Annotated in this window: 25 protein-coding genes and 1 pseudogene; 15 read left to right on the top strand and 11 right to left on the bottom strand. The window is 67.5% G+C overall.

Features of this window, described 5'->3' with window-relative positions; translation table 11 throughout:
• The first annotated feature begins 139 nt into the window (after window positions 1–139).
• The 5 genes from EJO66_RS23765 to EJO66_RS23745 all read left to right on the top strand — a co-directional run bounded on the left by EJO66_RS23765 (window position 140) and on the right by EJO66_RS23745 (window position 5,414).
• Window positions 140–2,515: a Tex family protein gene (locus EJO66_RS23765; RefSeq protein ID WP_124957909.1), complete on the top strand. Its 2,376-nt coding sequence runs from the start codon at window positions 140–142 to the stop codon at window positions 2,513–2,515.
• Window positions 2,516–2,584: 69 nt separating this feature from the next.
• The gene (locus EJO66_RS23760) at window positions 2,585–2,842 is read left to right on the top strand and encodes a type II toxin-antitoxin system Phd/YefM family antitoxin (RefSeq protein ID WP_124957910.1); all 258 of its coding nucleotides are present in this window, start codon (window positions 2,585–2,587) and stop codon (window positions 2,840–2,842) included.
• Between the two features lie 8 nt (window positions 2,843–2,850).
• The gene (locus EJO66_RS23755; protein WP_124957911.1) at window positions 2,851–3,258 is read left to right on the top strand and encodes a type II toxin-antitoxin system VapC family toxin; all 408 of its coding nucleotides are present in this window, start codon (window positions 2,851–2,853) and stop codon (window positions 3,256–3,258) included.
• A gap of 4 nt (window positions 3,259–3,262) precedes the next feature.
• Window positions 3,263–4,339 (top strand): patatin-like phospholipase family protein, encoded by a 1,077-nt coding sequence (locus EJO66_RS23750; RefSeq protein ID WP_124957912.1) that lies wholly within the window; start codon window positions 3,263–3,265, stop codon window positions 4,337–4,339.
• A gap of 91 nt (window positions 4,340–4,430) precedes the next feature.
• Window positions 4,431–5,414, top strand: coding sequence for a tripartite tricarboxylate transporter substrate binding protein (locus EJO66_RS23745; RefSeq protein WP_124957913.1), 984 nt, complete (start codon window positions 4,431–4,433; stop codon window positions 5,412–5,414).
• 9 nt (window positions 5,415–5,423) lie between these two features.
• Here the strand turns inward: EJO66_RS23745 and EJO66_RS23740 are convergent, their stop codons facing one another.
• From EJO66_RS23740 to EJO66_RS23710, 7 genes are all read right to left on the bottom strand, one after another.
• The gene (locus EJO66_RS23740; RefSeq protein WP_124957914.1) at window positions 5,424–5,810 is read right to left on the bottom strand and encodes a DUF4150 domain-containing protein; all 387 of its coding nucleotides are present in this window, start codon (window positions 5,808–5,810) and stop codon (window positions 5,424–5,426) included.
• 16 nt (window positions 5,811–5,826) lie between these two features.
• Complete coding sequence (locus tag EJO66_RS23735) at window positions 5,827–6,561, bottom strand: DUF3540 domain-containing protein (protein WP_124957915.1); 735 nt, start codon at window positions 6,559–6,561, stop codon at window positions 5,827–5,829.
• Window positions 6,558–7,670, bottom strand: a complete 1,113-nt coding sequence (locus EJO66_RS23730; protein WP_125966328.1) for a pentapeptide repeat-containing protein — start codon at window positions 7,668–7,670, stop codon at window positions 6,558–6,560. The genes EJO66_RS23735 and EJO66_RS23730 overlap by 4 nt, the downstream gene beginning before the upstream one ends.
• On the bottom strand, window positions 7,667–10,312 hold the full coding sequence (locus EJO66_RS23725; protein ID WP_125966327.1) for a DUF2169 family type VI secretion system accessory protein: 2,646 nt from the start codon (window positions 10,310–10,312) through the stop codon (window positions 7,667–7,669). The genes EJO66_RS23730 and EJO66_RS23725 overlap by 4 nt, the downstream gene beginning before the upstream one ends.
• Before the next feature lie 7 nt (window positions 10,313–10,319).
• Complete coding sequence (locus EJO66_RS23720; RefSeq protein WP_124957918.1) at window positions 10,320–10,763, bottom strand: hypothetical protein; 444 nt, start codon at window positions 10,761–10,763, stop codon at window positions 10,320–10,322.
• Between the two features lie 3 nt (window positions 10,764–10,766).
• The gene (locus EJO66_RS23715; RefSeq protein ID WP_124957919.1) at window positions 10,767–13,109 is read right to left on the bottom strand and encodes a type VI secretion system Vgr family protein; all 2,343 of its coding nucleotides are present in this window, start codon (window positions 13,107–13,109) and stop codon (window positions 10,767–10,769) included.
• 129 nt (window positions 13,110–13,238) lie between these two features.
• Entirely contained in the window at window positions 13,239–14,375 is a 1,137-nt protein-coding gene (locus EJO66_RS23710; protein ID WP_124957920.1) for an iron-containing alcohol dehydrogenase, read from the bottom strand.
• Between the two features lie 69 nt (window positions 14,376–14,444).
• Between EJO66_RS23710 and EJO66_RS23705 the strand changes: the two genes are divergently transcribed.
• On the top strand, window positions 14,445–15,422 hold the full coding sequence (locus EJO66_RS23705) for an alpha/beta hydrolase (protein ID WP_125966326.1): 978 nt from the start codon (window positions 14,445–14,447) through the stop codon (window positions 15,420–15,422).
• A complete protein-coding gene (locus EJO66_RS23700; protein ID WP_124957922.1) occupies window positions 15,419–16,297 on the top strand; it encodes a YbgC/FadM family acyl-CoA thioesterase in 879 nt (292 codons plus the stop codon). Before EJO66_RS23705 ends, EJO66_RS23700 begins: the two co-directional genes overlap by 4 nt.
• Before the next feature lie 9 nt (window positions 16,298–16,306).
• Here EJO66_RS23700 and EJO66_RS23695 read toward each other — a convergent pair whose 3' ends face one another.
• Window positions 16,307–17,248 (bottom strand): hypothetical protein, encoded by a 942-nt coding sequence (locus tag EJO66_RS23695; protein ID WP_124957923.1) that lies wholly within the window; start codon window positions 17,246–17,248, stop codon window positions 16,307–16,309.
• A gap of 142 nt (window positions 17,249–17,390) precedes the next feature.
• Window positions 17,391–18,317 carry a CAF17-like 4Fe-4S cluster assembly/insertion protein YgfZ gene (gene ygfZ / locus EJO66_RS23690; protein WP_124957924.1) on the bottom strand — a complete coding sequence of 309 codons (927 nt, stop codon included), beginning with the start codon at window positions 18,315–18,317 and terminating at the stop codon, window positions 17,391–17,393.
• Between the two features lie 122 nt (window positions 18,318–18,439).
• Between ygfZ and mltG the strand changes: the two genes are divergently transcribed.
• The 7 genes from mltG to EJO66_RS23655 all read left to right on the top strand — a co-directional run bounded on the left by mltG (window position 18,440) and on the right by EJO66_RS23655 (window position 23,726).
• Window positions 18,440–19,462 (top strand): endolytic transglycosylase MltG, encoded by a 1,023-nt coding sequence (gene mltG, locus EJO66_RS23685; protein ID WP_124957925.1) that lies wholly within the window; start codon window positions 18,440–18,442, stop codon window positions 19,460–19,462.
• Window positions 19,459–20,118: a dTMP kinase gene (tmk, locus tag EJO66_RS23680; protein WP_125966325.1), complete on the top strand. Its 660-nt coding sequence runs from the start codon at window positions 19,459–19,461 to the stop codon at window positions 20,116–20,118. The genes mltG and tmk overlap by 4 nt, the downstream gene beginning before the upstream one ends.
• A complete protein-coding gene (locus EJO66_RS23675; protein ID WP_125966324.1) occupies window positions 20,115–21,137 on the top strand; it encodes a DNA polymerase III subunit delta' in 1,023 nt (340 codons plus the stop codon). The genes tmk and EJO66_RS23675 overlap by 4 nt, the downstream gene beginning before the upstream one ends.
• A complete protein-coding gene (locus EJO66_RS23670) occupies window positions 21,134–21,514 on the top strand; it encodes a PilZ domain-containing protein (protein ID WP_012747958.1) in 381 nt (126 codons plus the stop codon). Before EJO66_RS23675 ends, EJO66_RS23670 begins: the two co-directional genes overlap by 4 nt.
• Before the next feature lie 129 nt (window positions 21,515–21,643).
• Complete coding sequence (locus tag EJO66_RS23665) at window positions 21,644–22,453, top strand: TatD family hydrolase (RefSeq protein ID WP_124957929.1); 810 nt, start codon at window positions 21,644–21,646, stop codon at window positions 22,451–22,453.
• Window positions 22,450–23,127 carry an ankyrin repeat domain-containing protein gene (locus tag EJO66_RS23660; RefSeq protein WP_124957930.1) on the top strand — a complete coding sequence of 226 codons (678 nt, stop codon included), beginning with the start codon at window positions 22,450–22,452 and terminating at the stop codon, window positions 23,125–23,127. Before EJO66_RS23665 ends, EJO66_RS23660 begins: the two co-directional genes overlap by 4 nt.
• Window positions 23,128–23,240: 113 nt before the next feature.
• The gene (locus tag EJO66_RS23655) at window positions 23,241–23,726 is read left to right on the top strand and encodes a DUF2726 domain-containing protein (protein WP_124957931.1); all 486 of its coding nucleotides are present in this window, start codon (window positions 23,241–23,243) and stop codon (window positions 23,724–23,726) included.
• 194 nt (window positions 23,727–23,920) lie between these two features.
• Here EJO66_RS23655 and EJO66_RS23650 read toward each other — a convergent pair whose 3' ends face one another.
• A complete protein-coding gene (locus EJO66_RS23650; protein WP_124957932.1) occupies window positions 23,921–24,301 on the bottom strand; it encodes a cupin domain-containing protein in 381 nt (126 codons plus the stop codon).
• A gap of 195 nt (window positions 24,302–24,496) precedes the next feature.
• On the opposite strand from EJO66_RS23650, the pseudogene EJO66_RS23645 reads away from it, so the two are divergent.
• Window positions 24,497–24,660: pseudogene (locus EJO66_RS23645) on the top strand (YjbQ family protein); the annotation flags it as partial.
• A gap of 37 nt (window positions 24,661–24,697) precedes the next feature.
• Here EJO66_RS23645 and EJO66_RS23640 read toward each other — a convergent pair.
• Window positions 24,698–24,904 (bottom strand): dodecin, encoded by a 207-nt coding sequence (locus tag EJO66_RS23640; protein WP_021007296.1) that lies wholly within the window; start codon window positions 24,902–24,904, stop codon window positions 24,698–24,700.
• Between the last annotated feature and the right edge of the window lie 354 nt (window positions 24,905–25,258).

The following is a 25,258-nucleotide window of genomic DNA, read 5'->3' as shown; positions in this document are numbered from 1 at the left end:
TTTGCACCACATCGATTGTGCGGGTTACCCATGGAACGGGAACCTCCTCCCCGTCTCCTGCCCTATGGCAAACTTCAGCGCTTTATTCGCCAAGCACGGCCGACTTGCCAGCCGTGCATGACAGGGACGTCCTTCAGAAATGCAAAAAATCATTCGCCAGCTCGCCGCCGAGATCAAGGTAGGCGAGCACCAGGTGAAGGCGGCCATCGAACTGCTCGATGGCGGTGCCACGGTTCCGTTCATTGCCCGCTACCGCAAGGAAGTGACCGACGGCCTTGACGACATCCAATTGCGCGAACTCGAGGCGCGCCTTTCGTACCTGCGCGAGCTCGAAGACCGCCGCGTCGCGGTGTTGAAGAGCATCGACGAGCAGGGCAAGCTCACGCCCGAACTGCGCGCCGCGATCGAATTCGCGCCGACCAAGCAGGAGCTCGAGGACCTGTACCTGCCGTTCAAGCAGAAGCGCCGCACCAAGGGCCAGATCGCGCGCGAGTTCGGCATCGAACCGCTTGCCGACAGGCTGCTGGCCGACCCCGCGCTCGACCCCGCCGTGGAAGCCAAGGCCTTCCTGCAGCCCGCCACCACGCTCGACGATGGCAAGCCGGGCCCCGATTTCTCGACCGTTCCCGCCGTGCTCGATGGCGTACGCGACATCCTTTCCGAACGCTGGGCCGAAGACGCCGGCCTGGTGCAGAGCCTGCGCGAATGGCTCTGGAACGAAGGCCTGCTCAAGTCCACGCTGATGGCCGGCAAGGACGAGAACAACGCCGACATCGCCAAGTTCCGCGACTACTTCGACTACGACGAGCCCATCGGCCGCGTGCCCTCGCACCGCGCGCTGGCGGTGTTCCGCGGCCGCGCGCTCGACATCCTCGACGCCAAGCTGGTGCTGCCGGTGGAGCCCGAGCCCGGCAAGCCCAGCGTCGCCGAAGGCCGCATCGCGCTGCACCTGGGCTGGAGCCATGCCGGTCGCGCGGCCGACGACCTGATCCGCAAGTGCGTGGCCTGGACCTGGCGCGTGAAGCTTGCGCTTTCCACCGAGCGCGACCTGTTCACCCGCCTGCGCGAAGAGGCCGAGAAGGTCGCGATCAAGGTGTTTGCCGACAACCTGCGCGACCTGCTGCTGGCCGCACCGGCCGGTCCGCGCGTCGTGATGGGCCTCGACCCCGGCATCCGCACCGGCGTGAAGGTGGCCGTGGTCGATGCCACCGGCAAGCTGGTCGAGACCGCCACCGTGTTCCCGCACGAGCCGCGCAAGGACTGGGAAGGCTCGCTGCACACGCTCGGCAAGCTGTGTGCCAAGCACGGCGTGAACCTGATCGCCATCGGCAACGGTACCGCCAGCCGCGAGACCGACAAGCTGGCCGCCGACCTCATCAAGCTGCTGGCCAAGATGGCCGCGCAGGCCGGCGCGCCCGAGATGAAGGTCGACAAGGTGGTGGTGAGCGAGGCCGGCGCTTCCGTCTATTCGGCCAGCGAATTCGCCTCGCAGGAAATGCCCGACGTGGACGTGAGCCTGCGCGGCGCGGCGAGCATCGCGCGCCGGCTGCAGGACCCGCTGGCCGAGCTCGTGAAGATCGACCCCAAGAGCATCGGCGTGGGCCAGTACCAGCACGACGTGAACCAGAGCGAACTCGCGCGCACGCTGCAGGCGGTGGTGGAAGACTGCGTGAACTCGGTGGGCGTGGACCTCAACACCGCGAGCGTACCGCTCCTGAGCCGCGTCTCGGGCCTGTCGGCCAGCGTGGCCAAGGCCGTGGTGCGCTGGCGCGAAGCCAACGGCGCGTTCTCCACGCGCAAGCAGCTGCTCGACGTGAGCGGATTCGGCCCCAAGGCCTTCGAGCAGAGCGCGGGCTTCCTGCGCATCCGCGGCGGCGCCGACCCGCTCGACGTGACCGGCGTGCACCCCGAGACCTATCCGCTGGTCGAGCAGATCATCGTCAAGACCGGCAAGCCCATTGCCGAGCTGATGGGCCGCGCCGAGATGCTCAAGACGCTGAAGCCCGAGCTGTTCGCGAACGAGAAGTTCGGTGTCATCACGGTCAAGGACATCCTGGGCGAACTCGAGAAGCCCGGCCGCGACCCGCGCCCCGACTTCAAGGTGGCGCGCTTCAACGACGGCGTCGACGACATCACGGACCTGGTCGAGGGCATGATCCTCGAGGGCACCGTGAGCAACGTGGCGCAGTTCGGCGCCTTCATCGACCTGGGCGTGCACCAGGACGGCCTGGTGCACGTGAGCCAGTTGAGCCACAAGTTCGTGAACGATGCGCGCGAGGTCGTGAAGACCGGCGACATCGTCAAGGTGAAGGTGATGGAAGTGGACGTGGCGCGCAAGCGCATCGGCCTGTCGATGAAGCTCGATGCAGCGCCCGCGCGCCGCGACGGCCCGCGCGACAACCGCTTCGAAGGCGCGGGCCGCGGCCAGCAGCAGGGCCCGCGCCGCGACAACTCGCCGCAGCCCGCGGGGCAGATGGCGAGTGCGTTTGCCAAGTTGCAGGGGTTGCGCAAGTAAGGGGAGTACGGCAGGTTCGCGGTCAGTCTGTTAAACTAGTCAGCACACTAGTCTGATGAGGGGCTGCAAATGAAAACCTGGCCTGTCCAAGACGCGAAGGCGCGTTTCAGCGAATTTCTGGAGGCTTGCCTGGTCGAAGGGCCGCAAATGGTCACCAAGCGGGGCACCGAGGCCGCCGTGCTGGTGCCGGCGGCAGAGTGGCGGCGATTGCACGCCACGGCCAAGCCCTCCCTCAAGGAGTTGCTGCTCTCGGCGGAGGCGCGCACCGAATTTCTCGTCCCGCAGCGCGGCGCGGCGCGGCGGCGACGCATCACTCCGATTCGGTGAGCCGTGATATGTACCTGCTGGACACCAATGTCATCTCTGAACTGCGGCGGCCTCGTCCGCACGGTGCTGTCGTCGCATGGCTCGCGCCCGTTGCCGACAGCGACCTGCACCTTTCCGCGGTGACGATCGGCGAGATCCAGGCCGGCATCGAAATCACGCGCGAGCAGGATGCCGCCAAGGCCGATGAGATCGAGCAATGGGCGGCCCTGGTGGCCGCCTCGTACAACGTTCTGCCTATGGATGCCGAAACGTTCAGGCTGTGGGCCCGGCTGATGCATCGCAGTTCGAACACGCTCTATGAAGACGCCATGATCGCCGCCACGGCAAAGCAGCATGGGCTGACGATCGTGACGCGCAACGTCGGCGACTTCGCCAGCTTCGGCGTCGAAATCTTCAACCCGTTCGGCGCGGCATGAGGGCATGAAAGCCCTGCGCATCTACGCGGGCCCAGCCGCCCGCAAGCACATCGAACAGCACGGCCTGCGCCCACAGGACGTGCGCACCATCCCCGGCGCGGCGGGCGGCCCCAAGGGCCTGATCCTCGGGCCGCTCGACCGCTTCGTCTTCGGGCGCTGGCTCGCTCAGTCGAGCCAGCCGGTGCACCTGGTGGGCGCATCCATCGGCGCATGGCGGCTGGCCACGGCCTGCCTCGCGGATCCGCAGAAAGCCTTCGAGCGCTTCGAGCACGACTACGTGCGCCAGCAGTTCGAAGTGCCGCCGGGGCAGAAGCGGCTGAGCCCCCAGCAACTCAGCGCGCGCTTTGCCGAGAGCCTGGCCGACTTCTATGGCGGGCGCATCGGCGAGGTGCTGGGCCACGCGCGCTACCGGCTCCACGTGGTGACTTCGCGCGGCCGCCACATCCTCGGGCGCGAAGGCAGGGCGCGCACGCCGGTCGGCTACCTGGGCGCCTTTGCCACCAACAGCCTGCATCGCAAGGGCCTGGGCGCATGGCTGGAGCGCTGCGTGTTTTCCACGCCTGGCGCGGCCTTGCCTTTCGGCACAAAAGATTTCCGCACGCGACAGCACGCGCTCAGCGACGAGAACTTCAACCTGGTGCTGCAGGCTTCGTGCTCGATCCCTTTTCTTCTGGCCGCGGTGCACGACATTCCCGGTGCGCCGCGCGGCGCGTACTGGGACGGCGGCATCACCGACTACCACCTGCACCTGGACTACCAGCCGGCCGACGAAGGCATCGTGCTGTACCCGCATTTCCAGCGCGCGGTGGTGCCGGGCTGGCTCGACAAGGGCCTGCGCTGGCGCCACAGGTCCACCAGTTTCCTGGATCGCATGGTGGTGCTCGCGCCGAATGCCGACTGGGTGCGGTCGCTGCCCAACGGCAAGCTGCCCGACCGCAAGGACTTCATCCACTTTGCGAACGACGCGCAGGCGCGCATCGGTGCATGGAGCAAGGCCACGCGCGAGGCCGAGCGGCTTTCCGACGAGTTCGAGGCCTGGCTCGCAACCGGCGGTCGCATGCGCGACATCCTGCCGCTCTGAACAGGCTCCGCCGGGGCAAACCCTGACGGTCCGGCCGCGCAGCGGCTTCGAGAATGGCCGGATCATCCTTGTCCAGAGAAAGCCGCCACCCATGCCGCAGGCCCGAATTTCACGCCGCCGATTCACCCTTGCCGCCGCGGCGGCCGCGGCCGTCCCGATGCCCGTGCTGGCACAGGGCGCATGGCCGAACAAGCCGATCCGCATCATCGTGCCCTACACCCCGGGCGGGTTCACCGACCAGATGGCGCGGCTGGTGCAGGTCGGCCTGCAGGCGCGGCTCGGCCAGCCGGTGCTGATCGACAACAAGCCCGGCGCCAACAGCCTGATCGGCGTCGATGCCATTGCCAAGTCGCCGCCCGACGGCACCACCTTCGGCGTCGTGATCGCGGCCTATGCGGCCAACACCACGCTGTACCCCAAGCTGCCCTACGACCCGCAGAAGGACCTGACGGGCGTCTCGCTGATGGGCATCTCGCCGCTGCTGGCGGCGGTCAACGTCAATGCGCCGTTCAAGACCGCGCGCGAACTCATCGACTACGCACGTACCAATCCCGGCAAGGTGAGCTTCGGCTCGTCCGGCAACGGCTCGGCCGCGCACCTGACGACCGAGCTGTGGAAGTCGCTCACGCAGACCTACATGATCCACATTCCGTACCGCGGCGCGGTGCCGGCACTCACGGACCTGATGGGCGGGCAGATCCAGCTGTTCTTCGATGCACCCACGGGCCTCATCAACCAGGCCAAGGCCGGCAAGGTGCGGCTCATCGGCGTGGCGGGCGACAAGCGCCTGGCCGCCGCGCCCGATGTGCCGACCTTCATCGAGCAGGGTTTCGCGGGCTTCACCGGCAGCACCTGGGCCGGCATGCTGGCGCCGGCCGGCACGCCGCGCGACATCGTCAAGCGCATGTCGGAAGAGGTGGCGCGCGTCATCAGGAGCGACGAGACGCGCGCAAGGCTCGACGCCATGGGCACGATTGCGGCGGGCAGCACGCCTGAAGAATTCGACGCCTTCATCACCGCCGAGACCGCCAAGTGGGCCAAGGTGATTCGCACCGCGGGCGTGAAGGCGGAATGAGCAGAAGCCTCAGGCCGCGAGCACCAGCACCTTGAACTGGCTGGGCACGATGCGCATGCCCACGATGTTGCAGCGGTTCTGCACCGAAAGGCTGGTCATGCGCGTGCAGGGCGAGCCCTTGAGCAGCACGGTGAAAGCCCCCGTGATGTGGCGCGAAGGCCCCATCACGGTCTGCGACACAACGCCCATCAGCACACCCGCGTTGTCGCCGTTGGTGATGGGCGTGACGGTGGCCAGGTTGTGCGCCGGCGCGCCGCCGTACAGGATGTTCCAGGCGTTGGGGATGGCCGTGGGTCCGAGCGCGAAGTTCGGGTAGGGAATGGGCAGCGCCGGCGGCGTCTTGCAGACGTCGGGGAAGGCGAGATCGAGGCCCATCATCTGGCAGTTGGCGAACATGCGGTGCTCCTTTTTTTCAGCCCATGTGGATCTGCTCGGCATCGACCTTGACCAGCCCCTTGCTGGTCAGCAGCGTGTTCTTCGAATGCAGGCGCAAGGTCTGCTCGGCCTGAATGTCGATCTGGCCGGCACGCACCTGTTCCATCTCCTCGGTCAGGCGGAAGCTCGAGCGGGTGAGCAGGTTGAGGCGATCCAGCACCACCTCGCAGGTGCGCCCGACGAAGCGCGACACCAGCACGCTGAAGCGGATGCGGGCGCCCTGGTAGTCCATCTCCCCGATCTCGCAATGGGCTCGCCGGGCCTGCGCGCGCCACTCGGGCGACTGCATGGCGATCGAGGTGTCCGACTCCAGCGCCATCGGGCCGGCGCTGCGCGCGCGGATGCCACCCGAGCGCGACACCAGCGTCAGGTCGCCGTCCACGGCCAGCGTCGCCTGCCGCGGGTCGGCCTGGACTACCACCGCGATGACGAAGCTGTCGCCCTGGCGGGTCGAGGTGATCAGCACCGTATCGCCCGGTGCAGGCAGCAGCAGGCAGCTGGCGACGCGCCGGCAGCGCAGCGATCCCTGGCCGTCGTCGAGGTCGACCTCGAACCAGGGATCGCCATCGCTGGCGATCACCGTGGCGGTCCGCGTGCCGGAGTCCGCGCGGGCCGCATGCGAAGGGCGCTGCATCAGCGGATCCAGCACGCCTTGCGTTGCATGGCGTGCAGTGGCGATCTTGTCGCCGGCGGTGGTCCGGGTGGAGGTCATGGGCTTTCTTTCTTGGGGCGGCGGCCATGGATGTCGCGGTCCAGGCGGGATGGGCGCTCGGGTTGCTGGAGGGCCACCTTCTCGGCTTCGTGCAGCGCAGGGTCCCGGTCCAGCGTACCCAGGCGGGTACTGAACCTGGCGCCGTCCAGGTCGGCGCGATGAAACACGGTGCGCAGGAAAGCGGCATCGCGGAAGTCGGCCTGGACCAGCGAGGCGTAGGAAAAATCGGCGTAGTCCAGGCGGCTGCCGGCGAATGCGGTCTGCCCGCAGTGCGCGCGATGGAAGACGCCTTGCTCGAGCTGCGCCTGCGAGAAGTCTGCGCCGTCGAGATGGGCGTCGACCCAGATGCTCTGCTGGAAATGGCCGCGCCGCGCATCGACGCCGCGCAGGTCGGCCTCGGGAAACAGGCACTGCATGGCCTGCGCCCCTGCCAGCACCGCGTTGCGCAGGTCGGCTCCCTTGAAGTTGCACTGCGTGAGGCGCGCATCGCGGAATCGGCACGCCGTCAGCACCGCATCGATGAACTGGCAGAGGTGGAACTGCTGCCCGGAGAAGTCCTGCCCCGCAAGATCCGCCTCGCTGAAAATCGCGTTCGTGAAGCTGGCTCCGGCGTAGCGCGTGCCCGTCAGCGCTGCGCGAAAGAAGATGGTCGACGAGAAGGCCACCGCATTGAAGGACGCGCCCGTCAAGTCGCACTCGGAGAACACGGCTTTGTCGAGGCTGGCACGGTCCAGACAGGCGTTGCGCAGCTCGCTTTGATGGAAGTTCGCCTGGTCCATGAAGGCCTCTTCCAGCCGAATGCCCCACAGCGTGCAGCCGCTGAACACCGAATGCGGCATGGAGGCCGCATCCAGCACCGCATCCTGCAGGCTGCACTCGTGGAAGGCGGCGCGCGTCAGCTCCGCCGCCGGCAACTGCGCCTGGTCGAAGCGGCATTTCTCGAAGAGGGATTCGCCCAGGCGCGCGGCATCGGCCTGAACGCCCCGGAAGCTGCATTCGCTGAACACGCCGCCGCGCAGGTCGATGCCCCTCATGTCCATGTTGCTGAAGTCCTTCCCGCGGATCGGCTCGCCGTTGCGGACCTGGGCTTCGAGCGTCTCGGCGTTCACGCGCCGCCCGCCTCGGGGCGCCGGGGCAGAGTTTTCATCTGGTCGATGTGGGCACCCAGGGTGATCGTGCCGGGGGTGATGAGGATCTGGGAGACATCGGCTCGGAACAGGTTGGCCCCGCCCAGGTCGGCATCGGCCAGGCAGGCCTTCTGAAGGTTGGCATTCATGAGGTTGGCGAGCCGCAGGGAGGCACGCGTGAAATCGGCGCGGATGAAGAGGCTGTCGGGCGCCGCTGCCGCGCGCAGGTCCGCGCCCTTGAGCGACGCGCAGGAGAAATCGCAGGTATCGAGCGTGGCCCGCCTGAAGTTCGCGCCGTCGAGCGGCAGCTCGCGCAGGGTGCAATGCACCAGCGTGGCATCCTCGAAGTCGGCCCCGCGAAGATCCGTGGTGCCGACGAAGCTGGTGGTCTTGAGCATGGCACGCCGGAACCGGATGCCCTTGTGCAGCGGAGTGTGGGCCCAGCTGCAGGCTTCGATGGTGGCGCCGGAAAAATCCACCGACTCGAATTCGGCCTGCACGAACAGCACCTTTTCCAGGCGTGCCTCGCCGAAGTCGCAGCGCGCCAGCCGGCAGTGTTCGGCCATGCTCACGTAGCGGAGGTCGGCGCGCCGCAGGCTGCAATCCGCGAGTTCGATCCCCTGCAGCAACAGATGGCTCCACTTCGCTTCGTCGAGACAGCAGCCGTCGAGTCGCAGCTTTTCCATCTGCGTGCGCTCGAAGCGGGCCTGCGTGAAGTTGGTGTTTTCGCAGCGCGCGAGGCTGAGGTTGGCACGCTCCAGGTTGCAGCCCGTCAACGAGGCCTGGCGCAGGTCGGCGCGCACCAGCACCGATTGGCTCAGGTCGGCGCCATCCAGGCGGGTGCCCTGGAGACGGGCGCCTTCGAGCAAGGTCCGGTGCATGCGGGCGCCCCGCAGATCGAGGCCCGACAGGTCGCAGCCCGTCAGATCCATGGCGGACAGATCGCGGTCCGCGGCCATGGCGGCGAGCACGCGTTCGCGCGCCTGCGCATTCTGTTCGGCAGCCATCGGATCGGCAGCGGCCTGGTGGTGGGCCGCCATGCGGTACAGCGTCAGCATGTCCTGCCGGCCCCGCTGCCCGAGGGCCTGCAGCTCGGCGTGCTCGGCGGCGCTCATGGCCGGGGTGCCCGTGGCCGCGGCGATGCCGGCCAGGCCCTTGACGATCGTCTCGGCCTCGAATTTCGGCGGGCCCTTGAGCTGCGCGTTCTGGCTTTCCTCGGTGATCCGGCTGCTGTCGAAGCCCGCCTTGCGCGATTCGGATGCGTTGTCCCGGGCCGCCTTCGCGACCTCCTGCCTGGCTTCCTCCAGCTTGCGTTCCTGTTCGCGCTGGTAGGCGCGTGTCTTGTCGATGAACTCGGGCAGTTCGGCCAGCGTGGGCATCTTGTCGAAAGGCTTCGGCAGGGGCCGTTCCCGGAAATGGCGCGCCTTGTGGCCGGCCTCCAGGCCGCGCGCCGTCAGTTCGGCGCGCAGGCGCTCGCCCTTGTCCTTGATGTTCCTCGCCAGGATCGATTCGCGCGCGTCGATCTGGTCCAGCCAGGGGCCGATGGCCGAGGCCGGCAGCAGTTCCTCGTCGAGGAGCGCATGGATCGCGCCCTTCTCCAGGTTGCAGCGATTCTCGAAGACCTTCTCGTAGTGGGAGAGGGGGCGCAGCGGGCTGTCTGCCGCCTCCATCGCCGGCATGACATGCGTGATATCCGCGGCATCGTCCTGGGCGATGAGCGTCTCGCCGTGAAAGATCAGCATGACCTGCGCCATGTGCGGGAAGAACCAGGCGGTGGTCAGCCGCAGCGGCACCTCTTCCAGCGCAAGGGGCCGCGCAGACTTTCTCGCCACGAAGCCGCGTGCGCGCAGATCCGGAAGCCGTCCGCGCAGCACCGCATGCTTTGGGTGCATGTTCCAGATCTCGTAGGGCGCGGCTGCGGGAATGGACAGTTCGTCGTTCCAGCGCTGTTCCGCAGCCGCAGCGTTGAAGAACTGCCAGTCCATGTCGCGCGCAAAGCCGGGGTAGAGCGTCTCGCGCCACTGGTCGCCGTAGTCCGTTCCCAGCAGCTTCAGGCGTTCGGGCAGATCGACGTCCATCGCACCCGGGCAGGCCGGGACCGGCCTGCGGTCGGGGCGGTCCATGCCATCGCCCGGGCGTTCGACGTTGGGCAGCCGCTGCACCAGCAGGCCATTGACCATCTCGGGTGCATACCCGATGCCCGCGGGGTTGGCGGCAAAGCCGGGGCCACCGAACGCGTGCCGCCAGTCCAGGCGCATGGTGTCGAAAGCCTGCGGCTCGGTGGCGCGGCCATCCAGCCAGTAGCGGTCGCCCGAAACGAGGAACTGGCGTCGCAAGTTGCCGACGCGCAGGTCGACCGCGCAGCGTGTCTTGTCCTGCTGGTGGCAGGTGTAGGCCTGGCCGCTCACCAGGAATTCGGGCCGCAGCTTGGGAATGCCGAGATCGATCGCGGACTGGTTTCCCAGTTCGGCAGAGACGGTCTTCCAGAGCTCCGTCTCCGGCAGCAGCACACCCCCTTCGCCGAGGGTGTGCATGCCGATCACGGTGAGCGCGAGACGCTGGCTTTGCGCGCGCAGGAAGGGTCGCGTCAGGACGCTCAGGCGCAGGGGCTTGATGGTTTTCACGGCGGGATCAGCGCCTTGCGCCGCGGATCTCCAGCGGGGTGTGGCTGCGGTCGATGGCCAGTCGCGAGGGGTCTTGCGGGTCCTGCAGCAGATGAATGTCGGGCCGGCCCGCGGAAAAATGGGCCAGCAGGTCCTCGTCGATGAGCGTGCGCAAGGTGGTCTGCTGCTCGATGCCGGCGGCATCGACGTAGGCGACGCCCAGCTGCACGGCCGTCATGCGCTGCCCGACGGGGCCGCGCCGGGAGTAGCCGGTGGGCGAGCGCGCCAGGGAAACCGCGACGCCCTGCAGCGGGCGCCCGCTGGCCTGCAGCTGCTGCCACAGCCGGCCTTCCTCTGCATAGGCGCGATGGCTCATCAGCGACACCGCGAGCACGATTGCGGCGAGCGCGATCACGCCCAGGCTGACGATGCCGAACACCCCCCACAGCACGATCTCGAGCACGTTTTCCACGCTTCAGAGCAGGATCTTGAGCGCCTGGATGCCGGCGCGCAGGCCGCCCGTCTTGATCTCCGTGCCCACGAGCTGGATGAGCGCACCGGCATCCCCCAGCGACATTGCCTTGTTCTTCCACTCCGCGCCCACAGCCTCCAGCTTCACGCCGATGGCCTGCGCCTGCACGCCGATGGCCATCGAACGCACGGCCACCACGCCCAGCGAAATGCCCGACACGTCCATGTTCAGGCCGGTGCCGCCCAGGCGGAACCACCTCCAGTCGCTGCTCTTGGAGTAGTTGTTGGTGTAGGTGGCGGAGTTGTTGGTGTAGTTGACCGTCAGGTTGTTGTAGGTGTTCGACGTCGTGTTGTAGACGTTGGTGTTGATGACGTGCTGCGTCGTGTTGTGGATGTGGTTCGTCGTGTTGAAGGTCACATCCGGGGAGGTGTGCACCGTCGGACCGGTCACCGTGGTGTTCGAGGGACCGTTGACCAGCACGGTGTTCGAGGTGTCGATGGTGTCGTTGCGTCCGCCGCTTACGAAGCGGATCTCCTGTCCATCGATGGTGCCGTGGAAGCCGCCGGTGATGGCGAGCTGCACGCCGCCCGTGATGGTGTCGTTCAGCCCGCCGCTGAGCGTGCGCTTCTTGCCGCCCGAAATGGTCTGCGTGACGCCGCCGCTGACCGTTTCGCTGAAGCCGCCGGTCACGTCGCGCGTGTCGCCGCCGGCAATGGTTTCTTTCGCGCCCGCGGTGATGTCCCGCGTCTCGCCGCTCTGGTAGGTGGCCGACTCGTGGCCCTTGACGAGGGTGGTGCGGGTGCCGCCGGTGGTGTGCGTTTCGTCGGCTTCCACTTCCACGTCGAGATTGCGCTCGGCATGCAGCAGGATCTGCTCGGCGCCCGTGCGGTCCTCGAAGCGCAGCATGTTGGCCTGGTTGGCCGCACCGCCGCTGCTCGATCGCGTGAGGATGCCGCTGGCCGTGGCATTGGCGGGCAGCTCCCACGGCGGCATCTGGTCGTTGTTGTAGACGCGGCCGGTGATGATGGGACGGTCGGGTTCGCCGCCGATGAAATCGACGATCACTTCCTGGCCCACGCGCGGCATATGCATGGTGCCGTAGTTGGCCCCGGCCCAGTTGCTCGACACGCGCACCCAGCACGAGCTGTTCTCGTCCGACTGGCCGTAGCGGTCCCAGCGGAATTGCAGCTTCACGCGGCCGAAGCGGTCGGTCCAGATCTCTTCGGGGCCGACGACAGTGGCGGTCTGCGGGCCGTTGGTGCGCGGCTTGGGCGTCTTGCGCGCGGGGCGGTAGGGCACGCTGGAGGGCAGCACGGTGAAGTCGAACTCGCACACCGATTCGGCCGTGCCGCCGGTGGAGTACTCGGGCTCCTGCAGGTCGTAGCGGGTCTGGGTGACGAGGTATTCGCGGTTGTCGGCCTCGCGCGGGCAGTGCGTCATCTGGAACAGGTAGCCCGGCGCCATGCCCGCCACGTTGGTGTGCCCCGTGGCCAGTTCGTGCGCGCACTGCAGCTCCTGCAGGCGGATCTTCGCGTAGCTGTCGCCCTGGTCGTTCTCGCTGTAGCCGCCCAGCCATTCATAGACTTCGTAGCTCGAATGGTCGTGGCTTTTCGGGTCCTGCTGCACGCTCTGGAGCGAGGCGCGCGACTTCCTGAAGTCGAAGTCGTCGAGCATCACGCGGCCCGAGGTGATCTGCTCCGAGATGCGCCACTGGTCGATGCAGGGCTCCATGGCATTCACCACACGGTCGCGCGGACGGTAGGCGATGGTGGCGTGGCCCGGCAGGGTGCTGTAGCCGCCGACGTCGTCGGCCAGCACCAGCAGGTGCGAGCCGTTGCGGTGCTCGAAGTGGTAGGCGATGCCCTCGTGCTCCATGAGGCGGCAGACGAAGGCGAAGTCGCTCTCCTGGTACTGCACGCAGTATTCCCACGGCCGGTAGCTGCCGGTGAGGCGCTTCTCGTATTCGAAGCCGTATTTGCCGAGCACCTCTTCGAGCACGTCGGGCACGCTCTTGTTCTGGAAGATGCGGCAGTCGGTGGTGCGCGTGAGGTACCAGAGCCACGGCTGCACCAGTGCGCGGTAGATGTAGTGGCGGCCGGTTTCGTTGGCGCGGCCCACCAGCTCGAAGCGCACCACGGTGCCGTTGAGAAAGCGCGATGCGCCTTCGTCCTGCAGTTCGAGCGTGAGCGATGTGCCCAGCAGTTTCTTCAGGTCGAGGCTGAAGCTCGGGCTGACCATGTCCACCTCGAACTCGAAAAGCTGCGAGAGGCCTTCCTGTCCCCGCATCGCGCGGAACTTCAGCTGCTCGGCGTTGAGTGCGGTGTGAACCTGGACGGTACGTGGCATTCGAAATTTCCCTGGCCCTTGGGGCTTCTGCGGATGCGAAGCCTTCGCTTGCCAGTCTAGAAATTCCTTATGTCACATACATGACGCGAGAGGGATTCCGCCCTCTGAAGCATGGGGCAAACAAAGCCCTTACATCGAGGCTTCGAGCATCGCCTTGTAGTCGTCGCGCGAAGCCAGCCGCGGGTTGGTCTTGTGGCAGTGGTCGGCCACGGCGCCGTCGATGATCTGCTCGAACAGGGCGGGCGTGACGCCCACCTCGGCCAGGCCCTTGGGCAGGCCCAGGCGCGCGTTCATGTCGCGGATCGCGTCGCCGAGATCGCCGGGCGAATCGAGGTGCATGGCCCGCGCCATGCGCTGCAGCCGCTGCTCCTTCTGCACCGATTCGGCACCGGCGTTGAAGTGGATCACGGCCGGCAGGAAGAGGGCGTTGAGCGTGCCGTGGTGCAGGCGCGGATCGACGCCGCCCAGGCTGTGGCTCAGCGAATGCACGCAGCCCAGGCCCTTCTGGAACGCCATGGCGCCCTGCATCGAGGCGCTCATGAGATTGAGGCGCGCCTCGCGGTCGCTGCCGTCCTTGGTGGCGCGCTCGATGTGCAGCCAGGCGCGCTCCAGGCCGTCCAGGCCGATGCCGTCGGCCGGCGGATTGAAGGCGGCCGACATGAAGGTTTCCATGCAGTGCGCGATCGCGTCCATGCCGGTGGCGGCGGTGAGCCGTGGCGGCAGGCCGAGCGTGAGCTCGGGGTCGCAGATGGCGGCCTTGGGCATCAGGAACCAGCTGTGGAAGCCGAGCTTGCGGTGATCGTCGACGATCACGATGGCGCCGCGCGCCACCTCGCTGCCGGTGCCGCTGGTGGTGGGCACCGCGATGAGCGGCACTGCGCGATCGGTGATCTTGGGCGAGCCGCCTTCGATGGTGGCGTAGGTCTTGAGCGGACCTTCGTGCGTGGCCGCGATGGCCACGCCCTTGGCGCAGTCGATGGCGGAGCCGCCGCCCACGGCGATGAGGCCATCGCAGCGGCCGCTGCGGTACAGCTCGACGGCCGCGCGCACGGCAGCCTCGGTCGGGTTGGACGGCGTCTGGTCGAACACCGCCACCTCGAGATCGGCGATGGCATCGAGCGCCTTCTGCAGCACGCCGGCCGCGCGCACGCCGGCATCGGTCACGATCAGCGGCCGGTTGATGCCGATGCGCGCGCATTCGCTGGACAGCAGCTTGATGGCGCCGAATTCGAACTGGATCTGGGTGAGGTATTGGATGAGGGCCATGAGGTGGGTTTGCCTGGGGCAGTACGATTGCAGACCACCCAAATCTAACAAGCAGGGACAGTCTTGCACATGAACAAAACCCTTGCCGCTGTCGCGCCCGGCACATGGCAGCCTCCGCTCACCGCGAAGATGGCCGGCGTGGTCGAGCGGATGGCGCGGGCCGGCCATCCCTCGCTCGACCAGCTCACGCCCGACGAGGCCAAGGCAGCCTACGAAAAAGGCGCTGGCGTGCTCGAAGTGCAAAAGCCTGCGCTGGAGCGCGTCGACGACTTCACGATTCCGGCGCGCGATGGCTTCGCGATTCCGGCGCGGCTTTACGCGCCGTCGGCGACGGCGGTGCTGCCCGCCTTGATGTATTTCCATGGCGGCGGCTTCACGGTCGGCAACATCCGCACGCACGACACGCTGTGCCGCGTGCTGAGCAGCAAGAGCGGCTGCGCGGTGGTGTCGGTCGACTACAGGCTGGCACCCGCGTTCAGGTTTCCGACGGCATCGAACGACGCATGGGATGCCTTCGCCTTCCTCGCCCACGAAGGCGGCCGCGTCGGCGTCGACATCGAGCGCCTTGCGGTGGGCGGCGACAGCGCCGGCGGCACGCTGGCCGCGGTGTGCGCCATCCTCGCGCGCGACGCCGGCCTGCCGCTCGCGCTGCAGATGCTCATCTATCCCGGCACCGCGGCGCACCAGGACACCGCCTCGCACCGGCGCTACGCCCATGGCCCGCTGCTCACCAAGGCGCTGATCGACTATTTCTTCGGCCAGTACGTGCGCACGCCGGCCGACCGCGACGACTGGCGCTTTGCGCCGCTGCTGGCCGACGACGTCGACGGCGTGGCGCCCGCATGGATCGGCCTGGCCGAATGCGATCCGGTGGTGGACGAAGGCATTGCCTACGCCGACAAGCTTCGCGCCGCGGGCGTGGCGGTCGATCTGGAGATCTACCGCGGCGTGATCCACGAATTTCTGAAGATGGGCCGCGCCATCCCCGAGGCGCTGCAGGCGCAGGACGACGCGGCCCGTGCACTCAAGGAAGCACTGAACCCATGACCGACGAAACCATGCCCCAACGAAAAGACTTCCGCTTCTTTCACCGCCTGCGCGTGCGCTGGGCCGAAGTCGACATGCAGAAGATCGTGTTCAACGCGCACTACCTGATGTACTTCGACACCGCCGTTGCCGACTATTGGCGTGCGCTCGCGCTGCCGTACGAAGAGGCGATGCATGCGCTGGGCGGCGACCTGTACGTGCGCAAGGCCACGGTCGACTTTCGCGCCTCGGCGCGCATGGACGACGTGATCGACGTGGCCATGAAGTGCGCGCGCATCGGCAACTCGTCCATCGTCTTCGAAGGCGCGCTGTTCCGGCAGGACCAGTACCTGGTGGGCTGCGAACTCGTCTATGTGTTTGCCGACCCGGCCACGCAGACCTCGAAGCCGGTGCCCGCGGCACTGCGCGAAATCCTCACGGGCTTCGAAGCCGGCGAGCCGATGCGCACGGTGGAAACGGGCGACTGGAAAACCCTGGGCGAAGGCGCGGGCGCGCTGCGCCGCGCGGTCTTCATCGAGGAGCAGAACATCCCCAAGGAACTGGAGTGGGACGCGCACGATGCCATCGTGCTGCATGCGGTGGTCCGCAACCGGCTCGGCCAGGTGATTGCGACCGGCCGGCTGCTCGATGCGGTCGACGGCACGGCCATGCTCGGCCGCATGGCCGTGCATCGCGCGCTGCGCAGCGGCGGCCACGGCGCCGCCGTGATGCAGGCACTGGAGGCGGCCGCCAAGGCGCGCGGCGACCGCGAGATCGGCCTGCACGCGCAGCGCAGCGCGGAGCGCTTCTATGCGCGGCTGGGCTACGCCGTGCATGGCGAGCCCTTCGAGGAAGCCGGCATCCCGCACATCGAGATGCGCCGCGCGCTGGGTTGATCGCCGCCCTCAGTAGCGCGCTGGTGGATCGGGCACGTAGCCCATCTCCGAACCCGGAAAGGCGGACGGGCCTTCGGGACGCGGCCAGCGCGCGGGCGGCGGCACCGGGATCACCCCCGCGGCGACGAGGTTCTCGCGGCTGTCGTAGCGGATGCGCACCACCTCGTCGGGTGTGGACTGCGCGCGCTCGAAGCTGGTGTGGCCGACATGCGAAGTCTCGCGCCGGCCGTGGGCGGTGCCCAGGCTCGGGCTGGGCGGCGCTGGCCGAGCCAGGCTGCCTTTCGCCGATGCGGCCGCCTCGGCGCCCAGCGCGCTGTCGGCCGAGCGGGCCTGCGCGGCCGGTGCGGCTTCGGACGCGGCGGATGGTGCCCCGCTGCGGCGCTCCATTTCGCGGGCGCTGCCGTCGCGGCGCGGAAACGCAATGGGCGGCGCGAGAGGCGGCATGGGCACGCGCTCGCGGAACATCGCAACGCCGATCACGCCCACGTCGTCCGGCCGGCCGGTGCGGCTTGCATACGAATTGCCGATGGAGGTGAATTCGAAGGCCGCGATCTGCGAATCGCTCTTGCGCCAGCCCGTGATGTCGCTGCGCTCGCCGCCGGAAAACACATAGCCGTTCTGCAGCACGCCCGCGGTTTCGCCGGTCACGATGTTGACGCCGTCCACCGACATCACGGCCATGACGCGTTCACCCATCGCATTGCGCGCGCGGATCGCGTAGCGCGTGCCGGGCCGGCCGGCCACCCAGTATTCGCCGCGGTGGCGGTAGATGGGCAGTTCGCGGCCGCTCGCGCGATCGATCACGCTGAGCTGCATCAGCGAACCGATGCGGTTGGAGGTCGAAGGCGGCGAAAGCGGAGGCAGGGGCCGCACCGGGCTTTCGGCGCAAGCCGGCAGCACGCCCAACGCGGTCCATGCGAGGGCGGTCGAGAAGAGGAGTCTGCGCTTCATGATGGTCTTTCCTTGCCAGGAGTGGATCGGTACGGCTTCTACGCAGCAGCACCGGCGGCAGGGTTAAACGCTCGCGCAAGAAAATGGCGCCGCCTCTTTCGGGGCGGCGCCAGGCGTCCGTTGTTCTTCAGTCTGGTTCGGTCTAGATGTCTTCGAGCAGCGGATACGGCAGCGGCTCGACGGTGAGCGCCGGCCCACCGGCGCTGCCCGCATGCAGGCCGCCGGTTTCGAGCGCCGAGATCTGGATCGAGATCAGCGCGGCCCAGCCGCCGCCGGGCGCCGGCGCGGCCTGCGCCACCGTGCCCACGGGCTGCTCGGCATCGCCGGCCGCGAACACCTCCTGGCCGGCGCCGAGGGGTGCATCGGCCTGCACGAGGTAGGTGCGCCGTTTCAAGGTGCCGCGGAACTGGCTGCGCGCCACGATTTCCTGGCCCGGGTAGCAGCCCTTCTTGAAGTTCACGCCGCCCACGGATTCGTAGTTGATCATCTGCGGCACGAAGGCCTCGACCACCGGCGTGGTGACCGTCACGATGCCGCTGCGAACCTCGCTCCATTGCCACAGTTGCGCATCGAGCGCCGGGCCCGCGGGCGCCGGGCTGCCGGCCGGCGCAATCCACATGGCGCGCGGCACGCCGTCGGCCGGATAGAGCGACACCGCACTGATGTCGTCGCCGACGGCCGTGCGCTGGCCGGGCAGGGCCGCGGCATCGAGGCCGTTGGCCGCCAGCGCGGTGCCGGCAAGGCCGTACAGCGCGAACTGCTCGGTGGCGTCCGTGAGCCTGGCCTTGGCGCGCAGCACGTACATCGACAGCCGCTTGAGCGTGGCGGCCAGGATGTCGCGGCTGCAGATCAGCAGCACCAGCTCGGGTTGCGGCCGGATGCCCACGAAGCTGGCGATCACGCGGCCCTTGGCGGTGCAAAGCGCGGCCAGGCGGGCCTCGGTGGCGCCCAGCAGCGCGAAATCCTGGGTGAGTTGGCCATGCAGGAAGCTGGCGGCATCGGGTCCCTCGGCGCGGATCACGCCAAGGTCGGAAAGAGCGGTAACACCATTGAGAACGACAGTAGTCATCGCTGAATTATCATGGTCGCAGCCGTTCCGTCGGGTCCGCAGGGAATCCCGCCCCGGTTCCCGCAGGGCCACCGGCTTTACGTGCTGATTCGTTTTCTTCTCTCCGCCAAATCATCGGACCCGTGCGCCGCTTCTTCCTCACGCTTTTCCTGCTCGCCGCCCTGGCTGCGCTCGGCCTCGGCGCCGCCGGCCTCTGGTGGGTGCACCAGCCGCTCAAGCTGCCCGCGCCCAGCGTCGATCTTTCCGTGGAACCCGGCACCACGCCGCGCGGCGTCGCGCAGGCGGTGGCCGATACCGGCACCGACGTGCAGCCGCAGATGCTCTATTTCTGGTTCCGCATTTCGGGGCAGGACCGCCAGATCCGCGCCGGCAGCTACGAGCTGGAGCGCGGCATCACGCCCAAGATGCTGCTCAACGCGCTGGTGCGCGGCGAGGAAGCCACCCGCAGCCTCGTGCTGGTCGAAGGCTGGAACATCCGCCAGGTGCGCGCCGCGCTCGCCAAGGCCGAACAGCTCAAGCCCGAAACCGTCGGCCTGCCCGACGATGCCCTGATGGCCAGGCTGGGCCGGCCCGGCGTGCATCCCGAGGGCCGCTTCTTCCCTGACACCTACACCTATTCGAAGGGCTCGACCGACGTCGCGCTGCTGCAGCGCGCCATGCGGGCCATGGACAAGAAGCTCGAAGCCGCATGGGCCGCCCGGACGGCCGATTTGCCGCTCCAGTCGGCGGATCAGGCGCTGATCCTGGCCAGCATTGTCGAAAAGGAGACAGGAAAGGCCAGGGACCGCGCCGAGATCGCCGCCGTCTTCGTCAACCGGCTGCGCGTCGGCATGCCGCTGCAGACCGACCCGACCGTGATCTACGGCCTGGGCACCGCGTTCGACGGCAACCTGCGCAAGAAGGACCTGCTGGCCGACACGCCCTGGAACACCTACACCCGCGGCGGCCTGCCGCCCACGCCCATCGCCATGCCGGGCAAGGCGGCGCTGCTGGCGGCGGTGCAGCCGGCGCAGAGCAAGTCGCTGTACTTCGTGTCGCGCGGCGACGGCACCAGCCAGTTCAGCAGTTCGCTCGACGACCACAACCGCGCGGTCAACCGCTACCAGCGCGGCGGCGCCGAACCCAAACCGAAAGTTGCGCAATGAGTGACGGCTTGTTTCTGACGCTCGAAGGCATCGATGGCGCCGGCAAGTCGAGCCATCTCGACGCGATGGAGGCGCTTTTCAAGGCGCGGGGCCGCACGGTCGTGCGCACGCGCGAGCCCGGCGGCACGCCGCTGGCCGAAACCCTGCGCGGGCTCGTCCTCGAACAGGCGATGGACCCGCTGGCCGAATCGCTGCTGGTGTTCGCGGCGCGGCGCGACCACATCGTGCAGGTCATCGAGCCCGCGCTGGCTCGCGGCGACGTGGTGCTGTGCGATCGCTTCACCGACGCCACCTTCGCCTACCAAGGCGCGGGCCGCGATTTCGATACGCAGGTGCTGTCGACGCTGGAGCAATGGGTGCAGGGGGGCAGGGGAGCGGCAGGGCTGCTTCAGCCCCATGTCACGCTCTGGTTCGACCTGGCGCCCGAGATTGCCGCCGAGCGGCTGGCGGGTGCCCGCCTGCCCGACAAGTTCGAGTCGCAGCCGGTCGAATTCTTCCGGCGCGTCGCGGCGGGCTATGCGGCCCGCGCGGCGGCCGATGCGCAGCGCTTCGTGCGCATCGACGCCAGCCAGACGCGCGATCAGGTCTGGCAGCAGGTCGAGACGGCGCTCGTTGCGCGCGGCGCGCTGGCACCCGCAGGCGGAGCGGCACCATGAGCACGCCCGTGCTCTCGCCCTGGCTGCATCGGCCGCTCGCGGAACTGCTGCGCCAGCGCGGCCATGCCTGGCTGCTGCAGGGGCCATCGGGCCTGGGCCAATACGAACTCGCGCTCGCGCTTGCCGCGGCCTGGCTGTGCGAACAGCCCAACAAGGAGGAGGGCGGCACCGCCTGCGGCCATTGCCCGAGCTGCCATGCGATCGAGGTGCGCACCCACGCCGACCTTTGCGTGCTGATGCCCGAGGTCGCCATGCAGGAGCTGGGCTGGCCGCTCGACGAAAAGGCGCAGGCCGACATCGACGACAAGAAGCGCAAGCCCAGCCGCGAGATCCGCGTCGAGGCCATGCGCGATGCCGTCGGCTTCGCCCAGCGCACCAGCGCCCGCGGGCGTGGCAAGGTGGTGCTGGTGTATCCGGCCGAGCGCATGAACACCATCACCGCCAACGCGCTGCTCAAGACGCTCGAGGAGCCGGTCGGCGATGTGCGCTTCGCGCTGGCCAGCGAGGCCGCCTGGCAATTGCTGCCGACCATCCGCAGCCGCTGCCTGGGCTTCACGCTGCCATGGCCCGAGACGGCCGAGGCCGAAGCCTGGCTGGCTGCGCAGGACGTGCCCGCCGCCGATGCCACCGCATTGCTGCGCGCCGCCGGCGGGCGCCCCAGCGATGCCTTGCGGCTTGCGCGCTCCGGCCAGTCGCCCAAGGCCTGGTCGCTGCTGCCCAAGGCCGTTTCGTGCGGCGACGTGGCTGCGCTTGCAGACCAGTCGCCTTCGCAGGCCATCGGCTCGCTGCAGAAGCTCTGCCACGACCTGATGGCCGTTGGCAGCGGCGCCGCGCCGCGCTTCTTCGATGCCGCCGACCTGCCGCCCGCGGTGCCTTCGCACCTGGCGCTCGCGCGTTGGTCGAAGTCGCTCGCGAACGCGGCCAGGACCGCCGAACACCCCTTCAATGCGGGCCTGATGCTGGAAGCGCTTGTGAGCGAAGCGCGAACCACCCTAAACTCTGCTGCTCGCCGCCCATGAACCAACCAGCCGCACCCGCACCCGCCGCCCCGGCGCCTCAACGGCCGAGCGTGATCCAGCTCGCCATCAAGGAAAAGGGCGCGCTCTATGCCGCCTACATTCCGCTCTTTGCCGAAGGCGGCATCTTCATTCCGACCACGCGCGAATACCGGCTGGGCGACGACGTCTACGTGCTGCTGACTCTTCCAGAAGACCCGCAGCGCTACCCGGTGGCCGGCAAGGTCGCATGGATCACGCCGCAGCGCGCCGCGGGCAACCGGGCGCCGGGCGTGGGCATCCGTTTTCCGTCGGACGAGAAATCGCGCCAGCTCAAGGCCCGCATCGAAGCGGCGCTCGGCGGCTCGATGGCCTCCGACCGACCGACACAAACCATTTAGCTCGCCTGCAGGCTGCGCGCACTTCGTGTCGCTACGCCCACCCCCTGCCGGGGGAAATACCAGCGGCCCGGCAAAGCCGGCTCCGCGGTATTCCTGGAAATGGGGCCAGCCGCCGCTCCCTGACAAGCCATGTTCACCGATTCCCACTGCCACCTCACTTTTCCCGAATTCGCGGACCAGATGCCGCAAATCCGCGCCGCCATGGCCGAGGCGCAGGTCGACCGTGCCTTGTGCATCTGTACCAAGCTCGAGGAATTCGACGATGTGCAGGCGCTGGCTGCGCGCTACGACAACTTCTGGGCGAGCGTGGGCGTGCACCCCGACAACGAGGACATCGCCGAGCCCACGGTGGAGGACCTGGTGCGCCGCGCGGCCTTGCCCCGCGTGGTGGCCATCGGCGAAACCGGGCTTGACTACTACCAGATGGAAGAGCGCAAGGGCGGGCGCAGCATTGCCGACATGGAGTGGCAGCGCGACCGCTTCCGCGTGCACATCCGCGCCGCGCAGCAAACCCGCATGCCGCTGGTCATCCACACGCGCGAAGCCTCGGCCGACACGCTGGCCATCCTCAAGGAGGAGGGCGAAGACGGCGCCGGCAAGGCCGCAGGCGGCGTGTTCCATTGCTTCACCGAAACCGCCGAAGTGGCACGCGCGGCGCTCGACCTGGGCTTCTATATTTCCTTTTCGGGCATCCTGACCTTCAAGAAGGCGCAGGACCTGCGCGACGTGGCGGCCTTCGTGCCGCTCGACCGCATGCTGATCGAAACCGACAGCCCGTACCTGGCGCCGGTGCCGTACCGCGGCAAGACCAACAACCCGTCCTACGTGCCTTTTGTGGCGAAGCAGATTGCCGAACTGCGCAGGCTGCCGCTCGAAGCCGTGGCCGAGGCCACGAGCCACAACTTCGAAACGCTGTTCAAGGGAGTCAAAACAACATGAAGAAATACATCAAGAAGTTCTTGTATCTTGCTGTCGTAACGGCAACTTTTACCGCACATGCGGGTTCGTTCGAAGACTTCTTCCGGGCCGTGCGCGGAGACAACGCGAGCGGCGTGCGCACCCTGCTGAACCGTGGCTTCGACCCCAACACGCGCGACGAGCACGGCCAGACCGGCCTGATCATCGCGCTGCGCGAACCGTCGCCGAAGGTGGTCCAGGTGCTGCTCGAATCACCGCAGACCGATGTCGACCTGGCCAACGCCAAGGACGAAACCCCGCTGATGCTGGCCGCCATCAAGGGCCAGCAGGACGTGGTCGCACAACTGCTCAAGCGCGACGCCGCCATCAACAAGACCGGCTGGACGCCGCTGCATTACGCCGCCAGCAGCGGCCAGCTGAGCATCATGAAGGTGCTGCTCGATAGCTACGCCTTCATCGATGCGCAATCGCCCAACGGCACCACGCCGCTGATGATGGCTGCAATGTACGGTTCCACCGAGGCCGTGAAGCTCCTGCTGGCCGAAGGCGCGGACACCACCATGAAGAACCAGCTCGGCATGACGGCGGTCGACTTCGCGAACAAGGCCAACCGCCCGGAGGCTGCACAGCTGATCGCGGCGGCCGCCGGCGCCAAGGCCGACCCCAAGGCCATTCCGAAGGATGGCAAATGGTGAGCTTCCATACGCTCCTTTGACGGGCGGATTTCCGGCATCGGCAGGCCCGGGAAAACGCCAAAAAGAGGGCGCCCGCGCCTCGTGCGAGACTCTGCGCTGAAGGAGAAGCAGAGATGAATACGTTCCTATTCATGGTCTTTTTGCTGGCCATCGGACTGCTTGTGCTCGCAGCGGTCGCCAAAAAGAGGTCGGCGCAAAACAGCAGCGGTTTCGTCGACAAGCCCAAGGCGCGCCCGCCGCTCACGGCGCGCGAACAGGCCATGTACAACCGGCTCGTGCAGACGCTGCCGGATCTCGTGGTGCTGCCGCAGGTCAGCTTCGGAGCATTGCTCACGGCCCGCACGCGTGCGGCGCGAAGCTCGTTCAGCCGGAAGATCGCCGACTTCGTCGTGTGCGACCGCTCGTTCAAGGTCGTGGCCGTGGTCGCGTTCGGCGGCGACAAGAGCAGCAAGGGCAAGTCGCAGCGCGACCTGGACCGCGAGGCGCTGCTGGTGGAGGCCGGCTACCGCGTGCTGCGCTATCCACGGGTGCCGGATGTGGGGCGCGTGGAGGCGGACTTCGATCCGACGCTGGCGTCGGTGAGTCCCATGGGGTCCTGAGGGCGGGCCTGGTTTCGCCTGGATTGGCGTTCGATTAGTCCCATCAAAAAGGAACACAATGTGCATTATGTTAAATGACATGGAGGGCAAATCCTCCCCGCAGGACCTTGTCGTCCACGCCCCACTGCTCCCTGCAGTTGCTGCGGTAAATCCTTGTCGCCATTGGCGGTCGGCCGACAGGCCCGTCGGGATCATCAGCTCTTGGGCTTTGCGTATTCCTCTGCGCTGATCACCTCGAAGCCAACGAACGGGTCGTTGCCTTCGACCCATGCGTCGTGGCCTGGAGGAATGGTGTACGACATGCCTTCCTCGATGGCGGACTTCGAGCCGTCGTTCATTTGTACGGTGATCCGACCGGAAACCGCGTAGCCGACGTGGGCTACCTGGCAGCTGTCCGTGCCGACGACCGGCTTGATGCACTTCGACCAGCGCCACCCGGGCTGAAACTTGAAACGTCCAAGCGTGTATCCCTCAAGGCGGACCACTTCGACGCGGGTCTTTTCGGGCTCCCGAACCTCATCCGGGACGTCGTGGGATTTCGTCTGAAGCTTGGTGACATTCATCGGATTTGCCATCACTACTCTCCTTGCACGAGTGAGCAGGCAGTTCGCGGCAGCCTCGTGCAAAGCCGCGCATCGAACGATTGAATACTAGTCCCGGGCCACGCTTGCGGCGACGCGTTTTTCGCCCGGTAGGTACCCCAGTGGTGTGCATCTCAAGTACGTGCGCGAAATTCGCAGCCGCTGAAGTGTTGATGCGATGCTCAAGCCGAAGGGCCGGACGACATGCCGGCCCATGTCCGTTCGGCGCTCACCGCGGTCCAACTGTCGATTCCGGTGACGAACGGGCGCATGGCGGGCAGGGCATCTATCTGTGGGAGCACCGGTCGAGGCCGCATCGAAGGCAGGTGGCCCTGCACTTGATCGGCTCCTAGACAGCGCGGCGCCCTGCCCTGGGACCCCGTCGCGCGGTCACTCGAGCGTGAAGCCCATCTTCACGGTCACCTGCCAGTGCGCGATCTTGCCGTCCACCACATGGCCGCGCGTCTCGGTGACGGTGAACCACTGGATGTTGCGAACCGTCTCGTGCGCCTTGGCAATGGCGGTCTGCACGGCGTCTTCGATGCTGATGGGCGAAGAGCCGGTCAGCTCGAGCGACTTGTAAACGTGATTCGACATGTCGTTTGCTCCTTGAATTGGTGCGTCACAGTTGCTGAGCGTGCAGATAGCCCGCACACACGCATGTTGACCTGTCGACTGGCTTGGTGGAAGGGCCGCAGCGATGGTTTTGCACGTCGCGAAGCGTAGCGCGCAGGCAGGCACGCTCTTTGCGTAACTCCAAGCTCACGGTGTAACGAAGCACCGTTTTGGTGAGGTTTCCGCGGTCTTGCGGATTCCAGGAGCGCGAGGAGCGCCCGGCACCTTCCGCCCGCATCTCGCGGGCGCCCTACCCCCCAACCCCCGTCCGAAATGAAGCTCCGCAAGGGCTGCGTTTCGGCGTTTGCATTTGTTGTTTCGAAACACCTGATTCCC

Source organism: Variovorax beijingensis (genome assembly GCF_003951285.1).
In the GTDB taxonomy this organism is placed as follows: Bacteria; Pseudomonadota; Gammaproteobacteria; order Burkholderiales; family Burkholderiaceae_C; genus Variovorax; species Variovorax beijingensis.
The sequence above is the reverse complement of the archived record's forward strand: the minus strand, read 5'-3'. Positions and strand labels throughout refer to the sequence as shown.